Origin of the sequence: Bradyrhizobium sp. DN3 (genome assembly GCF_041357655.1) — a bacterium.
Lineage (GTDB): Bacteria > Pseudomonadota > Alphaproteobacteria > Rhizobiales > Xanthobacteraceae > Bradyrhizobium.
This window is the reverse complement of the sequence record NZ_JAULLN010000061.1, coordinates 1-16039: the sequence shown is the minus strand read 5'-3', so window position 1 is coordinate 16039 and position 16039 is coordinate 1. Positions and strand designations below refer to the sequence as shown.

The window sequence follows — 16039 nt, the reverse complement described above, 5'->3', positions numbered from 1 at the left end:
TCCAGACCGAGTAATGCCCGTCCGACGAATCCTTCCAGACCACGTCGTAGCCACCGCCCGACACCTGCTCGGCGGCAATCACAGACCATGTGCTGTAATTGGCCGTGTTCACCGCAGTGCCTGCATATCTCAGCGTAGGCCCGGTGCCGGTCGAGATGTTGTTCAGATGGTAGTTGCCGCCAGACAGCACCACACTGGTCGATCCGAACGCCTCGATCGTGACGTTGGTCTCGATCACGCCATCGCCGTTGAGATCCTGCTGCAGCGTCGACTCCAGCGCTCTCAGGGTCGGATCGGTCCCCAGTACTTCCGGAGCCGCGGCAAGCGTCTTCACGAAATTGCCGCTGCTGTCCGTGCTCCAGACCGAGTAATGCCCGTCCGACGAGTCCTTCCAGACCACGTCATAGCCACCACCGGACACCTGCTCGGCCGCAATGACGGACCACGTGGTGTAATTGGCCGTGTTCACGACATTGCCTTGGTATTTCAGCGTAGGCCCGGTGCCGGTCGAGATGTTGTTCAGATAGTAGTTGCCGCCAGACTGCACCACACTGGTCGATCCGAACGTCTCGATCGTGGTCGGCACGAGGTTGGAGGCAGCGATGGTGACGCCCGCAAACTGGAAATATTCGACACCGGTGACGGTATCGGTGCCGTCAGGTGAGCCGCTGCGCTGGTCGGCCACGGTGAAGGTCTGTGTCGTCGCGTTGTACGAAACCGTGTAGCTGGCCGGGCTGCCCGAATACACTGCAGTGTCCGTGCCCGAGCCGCCATTGATGGCGTCGTTGCCCGCACCGCCGGTGATCGTGTCGTTGCCGCCCGCGCCGCTCAGCGCGTTGGCGATGGCGTTGCCCACCAGCGTGTCGTTGCCGGAGCCGCCGATGGCGTTGTCGATGTAGGAACGCGCGTCGCCGTTATAGAGATAGGCGTTGTAGACGTTGCCCGATGCGTAATGGCCGTCGCCGAGATAGGCCAGTTGAACGGAGGAGAAGACCGACGACGCGCCGGGGTTGAGGTTGATGCTCAGGTTCGTCGTGTAGTTCGACAGGTCGTAAGTATCGACGCCGCCGCCGTCCCAGACCGTCTCGTAGATTCGATTGGCCGAGCCGCCGGCGCCGCCGCCGGGCGCGGGCTGCCCGACGCCGTTGATGAACTCCTGCCCCGTGGTCGGATTCCAGGTGTAGACCGTGCTGCCGCTCTGGGTCGTGAAGTTCGCACCGTACATCGTCTGCAGCGCGAGGATATCGTTGGCCATATAGGTCTGCGAAAATCCGTACGCCTCGTTGGTGTATCCGCCCGTGGTCGAAGCGCCGACATAGCTGCGATAGCTCATGACGGTATATTCGCTGTCGTCGTGCGCGGTCGGCACTGCGACGTTGGCCGGACCACCGGTCTCCTGGCTGTGCTTGAGGCCGACGGCATGGCCGAGCTCGTGCAGCGCGGTCACGAAGTAATAATTGCCGAGCTTGGCCAGCGAGTAATTGTATTGAGTCCCGAACCAGACGTCGCCGCCGGAGGCATAGTTGCCGGGATAGTAGGCGTAGGAGGTCGGGTTGGCCGACGGCGACTGCGCGATCATGATGTCGGCGCCGTTCGTGCCTGCGTATTGGATGTTGGCGTTGGTATAGCCGTTGATCAATCCGATGGCGTAGTTGATCGCCACCTGCATCTGGGTCGGCGCCGAGGCGAAGCCCGACGTGGTCGGCTCGCTGCTGCCGCCCGTGTACGGATTGGCGTAGTCGCTGGACGAATCCGGGAAACTGTAGGTGATCACGCCAGACCATTTGTAGCCTGACAGCATACCGTCGATATCGGCGTTGTTGGTCTTGGTGACCGTAACTGCGGTTGCCAAAGCGAATCTCCGAAGCAGCTGGCCCCATCCAATTCGAGGCGTTAACAGATTATTCTAGCTAGAGGGTTAAGCGTTTGGTTTAAAAGGGGCGAGATCGCTTCGACCTATGCCATAATGCGCTGTTTAGCTATGAGATCCAGTACTCATACGGGGCGCGAGCAAGGAACTTCGGTTCCCGCGGCGCCCGTGATTTGCAGGGTTTCATGAAACGACGTTCACTCGCGGCCGGCCTGTTTGGCGCCCTTGCGGCGCTCGCTGGATTCGATCAAACGCCCTTCGAAGGACTGCCCGTCATGGTGGAGAAGGCCAATGCGGATGACAGCGGCAAGGCGGGACGCGCGCCCACCATGCCAATGGCCCGCGATCCTGCCGTTGCCGTAGCCGAGGAATACGAAGCGGCCCGCCAGAAGGGAACGCGGGAGGCGTTCGAACTCTTCATTGCGCGCCACGGCGATGATCCGCTGGCCGAGAAGGCGCGCACGGAACTGAAGCGCCTGTCGCGCTGATTCCTTCACGCAGCGCGGCAAACCGCGCCAGCCATTGCATTTCGACAGGCGGCATCCGCGCCGGCCCAGACTTGTCGCGGGGCCTTTCGGCACTATGGTGGGCCCGCAATCTGTCCCGGAGCCTTTCACGATGCCCTTTCCGCATGCCTCGGAAGCCCTGTCGCGCTTCACCGTGTTCGATCTGACCCGGGTCCGCTCCGGGCCGACCTGCGTGCGGCAGCTCGCGGATTGGGGGGCCAATGTCATCAAGATCGACGCGCTGACGGAGGATGCCGGTGGCGAGCAGCCGGGCGGACCCAGGCGTGGTTCCGACTTCCAGAATTTGCACCGCAACAAGCGGGCGATGACGCTCAACCTGAAAGACGAGCGCGGGCTCGCCGTGTTCAAGCGCCTTGCCGCCAGGGCCGACGTCGTGGTCGAGAATTTCCGCCCCGACGTGAAGAAAAAGCTCGGCATCGACTATGAAAGCCTCGCCGCGATCAACCCGCGCATCGTCTATGGCAGCATCTCCGGCTTCGGCCAGGACGGCCCCTATCATAAGCGCCCGGGCTTCGATCAGATCGCGCAGGGCATGGGCGGGCTGATGTCGATCACCGGTGCGCCGGGCGAAGGACCGATGCGGGTCGGCATTCCCGTCGCCGACCTCACGGCGGGCCTGTTCTGCGCCATGGGCATTCTCACCGCGCTGCTCGAGCGCGAGGTCTCCGGCAAGGGCCAGTGGGTACAGACCTCGCTGCTCCAGGCCCAGATCTTCATGCTCGACTTCCAGGCCGCGCGCTGGCTGATGGAGAAGGAGGTGGCCAAGCAGGCCGGCAACAACCACCCGACCAGCATCCCGACCGGCGTGTTCAAGACCTCGGACGGCTACATCAACATCGCCACCACGGGCGGGCGGATCTGGGAGCGCTGCGCCCAGGCGATCGGCGCGCCCGAGCTGTTTGGCCATCCCGACTACGCGACGGCCCCTGCCCGCTCCAAGAACCGCGACGCGCTCAACGCCGAGATCGAGAAGCGCACCGTGACGAAGTCGACCGAGACCTGGGTCCGTGAGCTCAACGAGGCCGGCGTGCCCTGCGGGCCGATCTATGCCATCGACCAGATGTTCGAGGACGCGCAGGTCAAGCATCTCGGCATCGCGCAGGACGTGCCGAACGATCAGGACCGCCACATCCGCCTGGTCGGCCAGCCCGTGACGCTGTCGCGCACGCCGAGCAAGATGGTGGCACGGCCGCCGGAATTCGGCGAGCAGACCGACGAGGTGCTGAAGGAGTTCGGCTTCGGCGCCGACGAGATTGCCAAGCTCAAGGACGCCAAGGTGGTGTGAACGTCTCAACCAGTCCAACGACAAAGCCCGGCGCGAGGCCGGGCTTTGCTTCTCGTTGCCGCCTTCTGATTCAGTACTTCGCGACCACCGGGGTCGGGTTGAAAGCGTAGTTAAATCCAGCTCGCACCACATGATCGTGGAACGAGACGCTGGTCGAATTGGCGGTCCCGCTGAAATAGGTGGCCGATCCCAAGTCTATGTAGAGATATTCGAGCTTGGCTGACCAGTTGCGGTTAAACTTCTTCTCGACACCTGCCCCTGCGGTCCAACCCCAGCGAGTCTTGCTCTCTGAAACCGCCGGACCGACGACCGTAAAAGGCCCACCGATGGGCGTGTTGCTGTTTCCATCGAATAGCTGTGCGGTCAGCGTCGCCTGAGTGCCGAACTTGACTTCACCAACAGCCAAACCACCCGTCGCATAGAGCAGCAGGCTCGGATCAGCCAAAAGCCCGGCCCGACCGCGGAAGGTCGCAAACCACGGGAAATCTGTGCTGCTGCTGGTCGAGCCGGAAAGTCCAATCGAACCGATCCTGACCGCCAGAAGCGGATCGATCGAACGTCCACGCTCGCCGGTGCCCTGAATATCGGCCTCAACACCCAAAACCCATTTTGGATCGACCTGCCAGTTGTAGCCGACCTGAACGCCGCCAAGTCCTCCATCAACGTTCTGTCGGATGTTCACCCCAAGCGGTGAGGTCGGCAGGACCGAGGCATTCGATCGGCCCCAGCTATAGCCCCCATTGGCGCCGGCGTAGAAGCCGGTCCAGCTCCAGATCGGATCGACCATGGCGGGGGCCTTCACGTACGGCTTCGACGCCAGATCAGCGGCCAGTGCGTTGCTCGCGACCAGCGACGCTGCCACAATTCCCATCACTACCCGCTTCATTGCAAATCCCTCGTGAAAAATAAAAAGTTCCACGAGGAACATACGCGCCAGGGCCCGGCCTAGGCTGTCGCGCAACGGCAACATTTGGAAACAATGACTAGGCGCCCGGATAGGACTATCGCGACATAATAGAGCTAAGGCACTGATCTAATTCATTTCTCATGGTGTCGCCGCTCTGCCCTGCTGCCTCCAACCGACACGGCCGAGCAAACCATCGATCAAGGGCCAAAACAGCAGCACGATCGCCAGCGTCGTGATCGAGCCGACCAACCCGTTCGACCAGAACACCTTCAAGGTCCCGCCGGAGCCGATCATGGACAGGCGGAAGGCATCCTCGGCGCGGTTGCCGAGCACCAGCGCGAGCGTGAACGGCGCCAGGGGAATGCCGATCTTCTTGAAGATGTAGCCGACGATTCCGAAGCCGAGCATCAGCCAGATGTCGAACATCGCGTTCTGGATCGCATAGGCACCGATCGCGCAGGACACCACGATCATCGGCGCCACTGCCGCAAACGGCACGCGCAGGATCGAGGCGAAGATCGGCACCGTCGTCAGCACCAGCGCGAGGCCGACGACGTTGCCGAGATACATCGAGGCGATCAGGCCCCAGACGAAATCCTTATGCTCGACGAACAGCAGCGGCCCCGGATTGAGCCCCCATACCATCAGGCCGCCGAGCAGGATCGCCGCGGTGCCCGAGCCGGGAATGCCGAGCGCCAGCATCGGCAGCAGCGCCGAGGTGCCGGAGGCATGCGCCGCCGTCTCGGGCGCGAACACGCCCTCGATGCGGCCCTTGCCGAAGCTCTCGGGCTCCTTGGCGAAGCGCTTGGCCAGATTGTAGCCCATGAAGGACGCCGCGATCGCGCCGCCCGGGGTGATGCCGAGCCAGCAGCCGATGAAGGACGAGCGCAGCAGCGTCACCCAATATTTCGGCAGGTCCTTCCAGACGCTGAGCACGACGCGCAGCGAGATGCTCGCCGCATGTCCGCGCAGCGCCAGCCGCTCCTCCATCGTCAGCAATATCTCGCTGATGCCGAACAGGCCGATCACCGCGACCAGGAAGTTGATGCCGCGCAAAAGCTCGGCCGAGCCGAAGGTCATGCGCAACTGGCCTGACACCGTGTCCATGCCGACGCCGGCGAGCAGAAGACCCAGCGACATCGAGATGACGGTCTTGTGCTTGGCTTCGCGGCCGAGGCCGACGAAGGAGCAGAAGGTCAATAGATACACCGCGAAAAACTCGGGCGGGCCGAATTTCAGGGCAAAGGACGAGATCATCGGCGCGAGGAAGGTAATCAGCATCACCGCGACCAGCGAGCCGATGAAGGAGGACGTGAACGCCGCGGTCAACGCCTCCGCCGCCCTGCCCTGCTGCGCCATCGGATAACCGTCGAACGTGGTCGCGACCGACCAGGCCTCGCCGGGAATGTTGAACAGGATCGAGGTGATTGCGCCGCCGAACAGCGCGCCCCAATAGATGCAGGACAGCATCACGATCGCCGAGGTCGGGTCCATCGTGAAGGTGAGCGGCAACAGGATCGCAACGCCGTTGGGGCCGCCGAGACCGGGCAGCACGCCGACGAAGATGCCGAGCACCAGGCCGACCATCATCAGCACGAGCGTCTTCCACGTCAGCAGGACCGCGAAGCCGTGAAGCAGGAGACCAAACGCTTCCATCGCGATCCGTCCTAGCGGCCGAGGGCCGCTTCGAGCGGCCCTTTCGGCATGATGACGTCGAAGGCGATATCGAAGGTGACGAACATGATCGCCGTGAACACGAAGGCGGTGAGCAGCGACTTCCACAGCGCGATCTTGCCGACGAGGCGCATGAAGCCCGAGATCAGGAGGAAGCTCGCGACATAGAGGCCGAGGAACTGGGTCACCAGGCAGAACAGCAGCGTCGGCACGAACACCGCCATCACGCGGCGCGCTTGCGCCCGCGTGACGAAGGTCTCGCGCGCCGCGCGGTGCGCGAGGAGCGCCACGATCAGGCCGTAGAGGCTGCCGCCGCCGAGGATGACGCAGAGATAGAACGGGAAATAGCCGGGCTCGGGCCCGGTCGCATCCCAGGACGCACCTGTGCGCCAATTGTCGTAGCCGAACGTGACGGCAAGGGCCAGCAGCAGGAGGCAGACGACGATCTCGATCGTGCCGGAGGAAACGACGGAGGGAGAGTCGTCCTCGGGCGCGGTCGGATCGTCGACGACAATTTCAAGATCGGTTTGGGACATTACCTGTCAGGGACGGAGTGCGTTCAATTCCCCCTCTCCCCGCTTGCGGGGAGAGGGTCGGGGTGAGGGGAGTCTCCGCAGGGACGGTGAGAGTCGGAATCGCGGAAAGAGCCCCTCACCCCGACCCTCTCCCCGTAAGAACGGGGAGAGGGAGAAGAAGAGAGCTTACTTCGCAACGAAGCCGGCTTCCGTCATCAGCGACTTGTTGATGGCGTCGTCCTCCTCGAGGAACTGCACCATGTCCTTGCCGGTGAGGAAGATCGGCTTCAACGCCTGCTTCTCCATGTAGTCCTTGTACTCGGCGGTTTGCGTCACCTTCTGGAAGAGATCGACGTAGAACGCCTGCTGCTCCGGCGTGACTTTGCCGGGCAGGAACATCGCGCGCAGCATCAGGTACTGGACGTCGACGCCCTCCTCCTTGCAGGTCGGGATGTCGGCCCAGGACTGCGTCTCCGTCACCTTGCTGGTGTAGGCGATGCGCTCCTTGTCGAACACGCAGAGCGGACGCACCTGGCCCGCGCGCCAGACTTCGAGATTTTCCGATGGATTGTTGACGTTGGCTTCGGTGTGGTGGCCGACCAGCTGGGTCGCGGCCTCGCCGCCGGACTTGTAGGGCAGATAGGAGAATTTCGCGCCGGTCTTCTGCTCCAGGAAAACGGTCAGCACGTGATCCTCTCGTTTGGAGCCGGTGCCACCCATCTTGAACGGCGAGCTCGCCGCCTTCGCCGCCGCGACAAACTCCTTCACCGTCTTGGGACCTGCGCTGTTGTCCCACAGCACGAACTGGTCGAGCGCGATCACCGAGACCGGGGTCAGCTCGCGCCAGTTGAACGGGATCTTCGCCGACAGTGGCAGCATGTAGATCAGCGAATAGGCGATCAGCACCTTGTTCGGATCGCCTTCGCTGGACTTCATGTACATCAGCGCTTCCGCGCCCGAGGCGCCGCCCTTGAGCGAGACGACCATCGGCTGCTTCATCAGATTGTTCTTCTGGATCGCGGCCTGCATCATCCGCGCCATCTGGTCGGAGGCGCCACCCGCGCCCGCCGCCACCACGATCTCGACGGGCTTTGCCGGTTCCCAGCCGGCGAAGGCCGGCGTGCTCAACAACAGCGCCGTCGCAGCGCCGACGGCTTTTACTGGAATTCGCACGAGTTTCATCCCCTGATGTTTTTTTGAGTTGTAGTGCGGAAAATTCTATCCCTGCATTGTGCGGACTAATACTGACGAGTTCAAGCAGACGGGCAATTCAGCGCATATGACTTTCGACTGACGAAGCCGAAAGCTCATGAGACTTTACCTGCCCTTCCAGTTCGGCGTGCGCTTGTTGAGGAAGGCATCCATGCCCTCGCGGAAATCCTCGCTCATGTAGGCCTTCAGGATCAGGTCCTCGCCCTCTTCGCGCGACAGCGTGCGGCGGATACGGCGCACCGCTTCCTTGGTCGCTTCCAGCGTCAGCGGGGCGTGGCTGGCGACGAGCTTTGCGGTCTCGTCGGCGCGGCGCTGCAAGGTCTCGACGTCGGGCACGACCTCGTTGAGCAGGCCGAGCGCGAGGGCTTCCGGCGCCTCGACCAGGCGCGCTCTGAAGATCAAATCCTTGGTGCGGGCGGGACCAACCAGCGCGACGACGCGGCTGATGTTCGACATCGACAGGCAGTTGCCGAGCGTGCGCGCGATCGGAAAGCCCATCCGCGTCGTCTCGGTGCCGATGCGGAGGTCGCAGCAGGCCGCGATGCCGGCGCCCCCGCCGGTGCAGGCGCCTGCGATGGCCGCGATCACGGGCACGCGGCACTGCTCGAGCGTGCCGAGCACGCGGTCGATGCGGGCCTCGTAATCGAGCGCGTCCTGCGCGGACTTGAAGGCGCGGAACTGCGAGATGTCGGTGCCGGAGGCGAACGCCTTGTCGCCCGCGCCGGTCAGGATCAGTGCCTTGATCGAGCGATCGGCGTTGATCTCCTGGCAGATCTCCGCCATGCGGTCATACATGGCAAAGGTCATTGCGTTGCGCGCCTGCGGGCGGTTGAAGGTGATCCGCGCGATGCCGTCCTGGACGGAGTAGAGCAGGTCTTCGTTGGCAGTCGGTGCGTTCATCGCGCGCTCACTTCTTCTTGGAGTTAGTTCAAGCCACCTGGGCCTTCGCCATCGGCACCATGTCGCGTCCCTTCAGGACGTCCATGGCCGCCAACACGCCGCCGCTCCGGTGCGGAATCTTTGCAAGATCGAGGCCCATCTCGACGCCGGCAAGCGTGCCCATCAGCATCAGATCGTTGAAATGGCCGATATGGCCGATGCGGAACACCTTGCCCTTGACCTTGTTCAGGCCGGTGCCGAGCGACATGTCGAAGTTGTCCAGCACCACCTTGCGGAAGGCGTCGGCGTCGTGTCCATCAGGCACGCGCACGCCGGTCAGCGCCGGCGAATGCGCGGCAGGATCGGCGCACTGCGTCTCCAGGCCCCAGACCTTCACCGCGGCACGCGTCGCCGCGCTGTGGCGCTTGTGGCGGGACCAGACGTTCTCCAGCCCCTCCTCTTCCAGCATCTTGACCGCTTCGCGCAGGCCGTAGAGCAGGTTCGTCGCAGGCGTATAGGGGAAGGTGCCGAGCTTGTTGAAGCTGATGACCTCCTGCCAGTCCCAGTAGGAGCGCATGCCGGGATTGGCCTTCGCCACCGCGAGCGCCTTCTCCGAGACGGCGTTGAAGCCGAGCCCCGGCGGCAGCATCAGGCCCTTCTGGGATCCTGCGACCGAGACGTCGATGCCCCAGGCATCGTGCTCGTATTCCATCGAGCCGAGGCCGGAGATGGTGTCGACCATCAGCAGCGCCGGATGCTTGACGCGGTCGAGGATCTTGCGCACCTCCAGCGGCGGCGTCACGCAGCCGGTCGAGGTCTCGTTGTGAACGACGCAGACCGCCTTGATCGCGTGCTGCTTGTCGGCGGCAAGGCGCGCCTCGATCTCGGCGAGGTCGGCGCCATGGCGCCAGTCGCTCGGGATGAAGTCGACGTCGAGCTTGAACTTGTCGGCGATGCCGCGCCACAGCACGGCGAACTGGCCGGTCTCACACATCAGGACCTTGTCGCCGCGTGCGAACACGTTGACCATCGCCGCTTCCCAGGCGCCGGTGCCGGACGAGGGGAAGATGATCACGGGCTGCTTAGTGCGGAATACCCGCTGCATCGAGGCGAGGACGGCAAAACCGAGCTCGGCGAACTCCGGACCGCGATGGTCCAGCGTCGGCATGTCCATCGCCCGCAGCACCCGGTCGGGCACATTGGTCGGTCCTGGAATCTGTAAGAAATGCCTTCCAGTATGCACGGTCATCGGCGTCCTTCCCGGTCTAGCCTTGGTTTGGTGGGCGCCGAATAGCACCATTTGACCGGCTTGTCCCCTCCTCCAAGAGGGCCCGTCCGTGCATAACGGACCGGTCCGCCCTCGGCTGCCATCCCCTTCCACCGCGCCCACCCTCACGTGCCGACCACCTTCAGATGCGGCGATGCATTGCCCGGCAGGCGCTGCTCCAACAGCTTCATCGCGACATCGACGCCGCCGGCCCGATGCGGCACGCCGGCGACCGACAGGCCCATCTCGACGCCGGTGAGCGCGCCGAGCAGCGTCAGCGCGTTGCATTCGCCGAGATGGCCGATGCGGAAGACCTTTCCGGCGACCTTCGACAGGCCCGAGCCGAGCGACATGTTGTAATTGTCGAGCACCACTTTCCGGAACTGGTCGGCATCATGCCCCGGCGGCATCAGCACCGCCGTGAGCACCGGCGAGCACTCGGCCGGCTCCTGGCAGAGGATCTCGAGGCCCCAATGCTTGACGGCGGCGCGCGTCGCGGCCGCGAGCCGCTGGTGGCGAGCGAACACGTTGTCGAGGCCCTCTTCCAGCAGCATCGCGATCGCCTCGCGCAGGCCGTAGAGCAGATTGGTCGCCGGCGTGTAGGGGAAGAAGCCCTTTGCGTTCGGCTTGAGCATTTCCTCCCAGTCGAAATAGGACCGCGGCATCCTGTTGGTCTTCGATGCGGCGCGGGCCTTGTCCGAGATCGCGTTGAAGCCGAGACCGGGCGGCAGCATGAACCCTTTCTGCGAGCAGCTGACGCTGACGTCGACCTTCCATTCATCGTGGCGGTAGTCGACAGAACCCAGCGAAGAGATGGTGTCGACCATCAAGAGGGCCGGATGCGAGGCGCGATCGATCGCGGCGCGGATCTCCGCGATGCGGCTGGTCGCACCGGTCGAGGTCTCGTTGTGCACGACCATGACGGCCTTGATCGCGTGCGCGGTGTCATCGGTGAGCCTGGCCTCGATCACGGCCGGATCGGCGCCGCGGCGCCAGTCGCCCGGAACGAAATCGACCTCGATGCCGAAGCGCCCGGCCATCTGCCGCCACAGCGTGGCGAAATGGCCGGTCTCGACCATCAGCACCTTGTCGCCCGGCGACAGCGTGTTGACGATCGCGGCCTCCCAGGCGCCGGTGCCCGACGAGGGGAAGATCACGACGGGAGCTTTGGTCTGGAAAATCTTCTGGCTGCCTTCCAGCACGGTCCGGCCGAGCTCGCCGAATTCCGCGCTGCGATGGTCGATGACGGGCATGTCCATGGCGCGCAGGACGCGCTCGGGGACTGGGCTCGGGCCCGGAATCTGGAGGAAATGGCGTCCCTGATGCATGAAAACCTCCCTCTCGGTGGGATTCTGGCCGGCCCTGTCGGCTATTTTGCATTCATTTTTTGTCATTTCAATCGAATTTTGGTATTCGATTGTGGACGTCGACGCGGCCGAATGGGCAAATTACTGTGCTGCAAATGAAATCCACGATTCCCGACACCGGGGTTCCGATTGCCCCGCCCGCCGCAAATGGCGGCGACCGCCAGGAGGCCTCGCTTCATGGCGAGATCCTGCTGCGGCTGCGCGACTATGTGGTCGAGGGCAACATTCCGGAAGGCGGGCGCGTTCCCGAACGGCAGCTCTGCGAAATGCTCGGCATTTCGCGAACGCCCCTGCGCGAAGCCTTGAAGGTGCTCGCTGCCGAGGGGCTGATCGAACTTCTGCCCAACCGCGGCGCGCGGGTGCGCCAGCTCAGCCAGCGCGACCTCGAGGAGCTGTTCGACGTGATGGCGGGGCTGGAGAGCCTCGCCGGTCGCCTCGCCTGCGAAGCCATTACCGACGCGGAAATCACCGCGATCGAGCAGCTGCATTACGAGATGTACGGCCACTACCTGCATCGCGACATGCACGGCTATTTCCAGGCCAACCAGCGCATCCATGAAAGCATCGTCGCGGCCGCGCGCAACGAGGCGCTGAAGACGGCTTACGCCAACTTCGCCGGCCGGATCCGGCGCGTCCGCTACTCCGCCAATTTCGCCCGCAAGCGGCAGCGCTGGGCGGAGGCGATGCGCGAGCACGAGGCCATTCTCGATGCGCTGCGCCGCCGGGCCGCAAGCGAGCTCAGCGACATCCTGTTCCAGCACCTGCGCAACAAGCGGGCGGCCGCGATCGAGCACCTGACCGAGCCTCAAGAGGATGCGCCAGCCTCGTCCTGAGGGCGGCCGACTTGCTCATTTTGAATTCACAATATAATCGAACGCGAAACATAGTGAATAACTCAGTAAGGCTGGATCACCTCGCTGGATCGGTCCGGGATCAGGGATGACAAACGCCTCCTCGCTCGAACGGCGCCTGCGCGCGGAAATGACCGGCGACGTCCTGTTCGACGGTTTTAGCCGCGGTCGCTACGCCACCGACGCCTCGTTCTATCAGATCATGCCGGCCGGCGTAGTCGTGCCCAAGACCATGGACGAGGCCTTGCTGTCGCTCGCGATCGCCCGCGACGAGGGGCTGAAGGTCACCGCGCGCGGCGGCGGCACCTCGCAATGCGGCCAGACCGTTAATGACGGACTCGTGGTCGATCTCTCCAAGCATCTGAACCGGATCCTGTCGCTCGACGTCGAGGGCCGGACCTGCGTGGTCGAGCCTGGCATCGTGCTCGACGACCTCAACCGCCAGCTCAGGAAGCACGGCCTGTGGTTTCCGGTCGACGTTTCCACGGCCTCGCGCGCCACCATCGGCGGCATGGCCGGCAACAATTCCTGCGGCGGCCGTAGCTTGCGCTACGGCACCATGCGCGACAACACGCTGTCGATGGAGGCATCGCTCGCCGACGGCACGCTGAGCCGCTTCGGCGAGGTCTCGCGCGATCTCTCCGATGTTGAGGCCGGCGACAGCACCCGCGCCCTGTTCCGCGACATGCTCGATCTCGGCACGCGCGAGGCCGACGAGATCGCCGCGCGCTTTCCAAAAGTGCAGCGCCGCGTCGGCGGCTACAATCTCGATGCGCTGGTGCCGCGCAATGCGCCGAACAACATGGCGCATCTCTTGGTCGGCTCCGAAGGTACCCTCGCCTTCACCACCAAGGTCGAGCTGAAGCTGTGGCCTGTCATCCGCAACAAGGCGCTCGGCGTCTGCCATTTCGGCAGCTTCTACGAAGCGATGGACGCGGCCCAGCATCTGGTCAAGCTCAAGCCGATCGCGGTCGAGCTGGTCGATCGCACAATGATCGCGCTCGGCCGCGACATCGCGATGTTTCGCCCGATCATCTCGGCCGCGATCAAGGGCGATCCAGACGCCGTGCTGGTGGTCGAGTTCGCCGAAGAAGACCAGACCGACAATCTGGCGCGTCTCAAGCAGCTCGGCCAGCTCATGGGCGATCTCAGCTTCGGCTGGACCAACGACAAGCGCAAATGGGGCGGCGTGGTCGAGATCACTGAGCCGGCGCTCCAGAGCGGCATCGCCGATTTCCGCGCCGCCGGCCTCAACGTCATGATGTCGATGAAGCAGGAGGGCAAGCCCGTCTCCTTCGTCGAGGACTGCGCCGTGCCGCTGCCGCACCTCGCCGACTACACCGCACGGCTGAACGAGGTGTTTGCCAAGCACGGCACCAGCGGCACCATGTATGCGCATGCATCCGAAGGCTGCCTGCATGTGCGGCCCGTGCTGAACCTCAAGCTCGAGAAGGACGTCAAGGCGATGCGCGCCATCGCCGAAGAGGCGTTTGCGCTGGTGCGCGAGTACAAGGGCTCGCACTCCGGCGAGCATGGCGATGGCCTGGTGCGCTCCGAATTCCACGAAACCATGTTCGGTGAACGCCTCGTCGCCGACTTCAAGCAAGTGAAGCAGCGCTTCGATCCCGCCGGCGTCCTCAATCCCGGCAAGATCGTCGATGCGCCCAGGATGGACGACCGCTCGCTGTTCCGTTACCGGCCCGACTATCGGGTCACCGAGCTGAAGACCAGGCTCGACTGGTCCGCTTATCCCGGCGCCGGCGGCGGCTTCCAGGGCGCGGTCGAGATGTGCAACAACAACGGTGCTTGCCGCAAGCTCGAGGGCGGCGTGATGTGCCCGTCCTATCGCGCGACGCGCAACGAGAAGGATGTCACGCGAGGCCGTGCCAACACTCTGCGGCTCGCGATCTCCGGCCAGCTCGGCCGCAATGCGCTCTCCTCCGACGAGATGATGGAAACGCTAAAGCTCTGCGTTTCCTGCAAGGCCTGTCGCCACGAGTGCCCGACCGGCGTCGACATGGCCAAGATGAAGATCGAGGTGCTGGCCGCGCGCGCAGAGTCCCATGGCCTCACGTTGCGCGACCGACTGGTCGGCTACCTCCCGCGCTATGCCGGTCTTACCTCGCGCTTCGCGCCGCTGGCGAATTTGCGCAACCGCAGCCCACTGTTGCGAAAGCTGTTCGAGCGCATTGCCGGCATCAGCGCGCGCCGTGCCCTGCCCGTCTTCCGCAACGATGTGTTCGTGCCGCCGGCCGCAAGCGTGGGACCGGAGAGCGGCCGCGAGGTCGTTCTCTTCGCCGACACTTTCAACCGCATCTATGAGCGCGAAAATCTCGAGGCTGCTCTGCGCGTGCTCGCGGCCGGCGGGTATCGCGTCCATCTGCCGAAGCCTGCGAGCGGCAGCCGCCCACTCTGCTGCGGTCGCACGTTCCTGTCAGCCGGCCTCGTCGACGAGGCCAAGGCCGAGCTCGATCGTCTCGTGGCCACCTTCGCGCCCTTTGCCGCGCGCGGCGTGCCGATCATAGGTCTCGAGCCGAGCTGCCTCTTGACGCTTCGCGACGAGCTCGCCTCGCTGCGCAAGGACAACGACGCCAAGGCGGTCGGCGCCCACGCGCTGACCTTCGAGGAATTTCTGGTGCGCGAGGCCGAGGCCGGCCGGCTGCAATTGCCGCTCGGTACCGTCGCCGGCAAAGCCCTCGTGCACGGCCATTGCCATCAAAAATCCTTCGGCGCGTTCAAGCCGGTCGAACAGGTGCTGCGGCTCGTCCCTGGCCTTGAGGTCGAGACCATCGAATCGAGCTGCTGCGGCATGGCCGGCGCCTTCGGCTATGGCGCCGACACCTATGATGCCTCGATCGAGATGGCCGAGCTGTCGCTGCTGCCGGCCGTGCGGCGCGCGGACCAGACGACGTTGGTCGTCGCCGACGGCACCTCCTGCCGGCACCAGATCCACGACGGCACCCAACGCGAGGCCCTTCACGTCGCGCGCGTGCTGGCGATGAGCCTCGATCGCGCCGAAACAAATTCCGCTTCTCCAGCTGCAAAGGAAACCAGCCATGGCTGACCTCACGCTCGACACCGCTCGCAAGATCCTCGACGCCGCCTTCGCGAAGGCTGGCGAGCTCAAGCTGAAGCCCCTCGTCGTCACCATCCTGGACGCGCGCGGCGTGCTCAAGCTCGCGGCCGCGCAGGACGGCACCAGCCTGATGCGCGCCGAGATCGCGCACGGCAAGGCCTATGGCGCGCTGGCGATGGGCATGGGCTCGCGCGCTCTATTCCAGCGCGCGCAGGAGCAGGCCTTTTTCATCGACGCCGTGAACACCATCGCCAACGGCGCGCTGGTGCCGGTCCCCGGCGGCGTGCTGATCATGGACGGCACCACGCTGCTCGGCGCCGTCGGCGTCTCCGGCGACACCTCCGACAATGACGAGGCCTGCGCGGTCGCGGGCATCCAGGCGGCGGGGCTGAAGGCGAACGCGGGGTGAAGATGCTGTAGCCCGGATGGAGCGCAGCGCAATCCGGGAGCTCCGTGCCTCAGGCGCAAACCCCGGATTACGCTGCGCTCCATCCGGGCTACAGGATCTCGCGCTTGCGCAAACTGCCTCTGAAGCGTCGTCCCCGCGCCGGCCGGCGCGGCCCGGCCTAATAGTTGCGCCCAACCCACCCCCGCCACCCCCGCCTGCGC

The 16039-nt window shown here is 64.4% G+C and carries 13 protein-coding genes; 5 read left to right on the top strand and 8 right to left on the bottom strand.

Going from position 1 to position 16039, the window contains the following annotated elements:
• On the bottom strand, nt 1–1852 hold a 1852-nt coding region (locus AAE027_RS39030; protein ID WP_479714269.1), incomplete at its 3' end, for a M10 family metallopeptidase C-terminal domain-containing protein.
• A 203-nt stretch (nt 1853–2055) separates the two neighbouring features.
• On the opposite strand from AAE027_RS39030, the gene AAE027_RS39025 reads away from it, so the two are divergent.
• Together AAE027_RS39025 and AAE027_RS39020 are read left to right on the top strand one after the other, a co-directional pair.
• On the top strand, nt 2056–2358 hold the full coding sequence (locus tag AAE027_RS39025) for a hypothetical protein (RefSeq protein WP_370991082.1): 303 nt from the start codon (nt 2056–2058) through the stop codon (nt 2356–2358).
• Between the two features lie 130 nt (nt 2359–2488).
• Nucleotides 2489–3682 (top strand): CaiB/BaiF CoA transferase family protein, encoded by a 1194-nt coding sequence (locus AAE027_RS39020; RefSeq protein ID WP_370991072.1) that lies wholly within the window; start codon nt 2489–2491, stop codon nt 3680–3682.
• Between the two features lie 70 nt (nt 3683–3752).
• Here AAE027_RS39020 and AAE027_RS39015 read toward each other — a convergent pair whose 3' ends face one another.
• From AAE027_RS39015 to AAE027_RS38985, 7 genes are all read right to left on the bottom strand, one after another.
• Nucleotides 3753–4652 carry an outer membrane protein gene (locus AAE027_RS39015; RefSeq protein ID WP_370991073.1) on the bottom strand — a complete coding sequence of 300 codons (900 nt, stop codon included), beginning with the start codon at nt 4650–4652 and terminating at the stop codon, nt 3753–3755.
• A 75-nt stretch (nt 4653–4727) separates the two neighbouring features.
• Nucleotides 4728–6245: a tripartite tricarboxylate transporter permease gene (locus tag AAE027_RS39010; RefSeq protein ID WP_370991074.1), complete on the bottom strand. Its 1518-nt coding sequence runs from the start codon at nt 6243–6245 to the stop codon at nt 4728–4730.
• Between the two features lie 11 nt (nt 6246–6256).
• A complete protein-coding gene (locus AAE027_RS39005; RefSeq protein WP_370991075.1) occupies nt 6257–6799 on the bottom strand; it encodes a tripartite tricarboxylate transporter TctB family protein in 543 nt (180 codons plus the stop codon).
• Nucleotides 6800–6964: 165 nt separating this feature from the next.
• Complete coding sequence (locus AAE027_RS39000) at nt 6965–7960, bottom strand: Bug family tripartite tricarboxylate transporter substrate binding protein (protein ID WP_479714268.1); 996 nt, start codon at nt 7958–7960, stop codon at nt 6965–6967.
• A 135-nt stretch (nt 7961–8095) separates the two neighbouring features.
• Nucleotides 8096–8890, bottom strand: a complete 795-nt coding sequence (locus tag AAE027_RS38995) for an enoyl-CoA hydratase/isomerase family protein (protein ID WP_128945008.1) — start codon at nt 8888–8890, stop codon at nt 8096–8098.
• Between the two features lie 28 nt (nt 8891–8918).
• Complete coding sequence (locus AAE027_RS38990; protein ID WP_370991077.1) at nt 8919–10118, bottom strand: pyridoxal-phosphate-dependent aminotransferase family protein; 1200 nt, start codon at nt 10116–10118, stop codon at nt 8919–8921.
• Nucleotides 10119–10261: 143 nt separating this feature from the next.
• Entirely contained in the window at nt 10262–11464 is a 1203-nt protein-coding gene (locus AAE027_RS38985; RefSeq protein WP_370991078.1) for a pyridoxal-phosphate-dependent aminotransferase family protein, read from the bottom strand.
• A 134-nt stretch (nt 11465–11598) separates the two neighbouring features.
• Here AAE027_RS38985 and AAE027_RS38980 point away from each other — a divergent pair, with 134 nt between their 5' ends.
• The 3 genes from AAE027_RS38980 (at nt 11599) to AAE027_RS38970 (ending at nt 15839) form a co-directional block, all read left to right on the top strand.
• Complete coding sequence (locus AAE027_RS38980) at nt 11599–12336, top strand: GntR family transcriptional regulator (protein ID WP_370991079.1); 738 nt, start codon at nt 11599–11601, stop codon at nt 12334–12336.
• Between the two features lie 106 nt (nt 12337–12442).
• The gene (locus AAE027_RS38975; RefSeq protein WP_370991080.1) at nt 12443–15418 is read left to right on the top strand and encodes an FAD-binding and (Fe-S)-binding domain-containing protein; all 2976 of its coding nucleotides are present in this window, start codon (nt 12443–12445) and stop codon (nt 15416–15418) included.
• Complete coding sequence (locus tag AAE027_RS38970; protein WP_370991081.1) at nt 15411–15839, top strand: GlcG/HbpS family heme-binding protein; 429 nt, start codon at nt 15411–15413, stop codon at nt 15837–15839. Before AAE027_RS38975 ends, AAE027_RS38970 begins: the two co-directional genes overlap by 8 nt.
• Nucleotides 15840–16039: the final 200 nt, after the last annotated feature.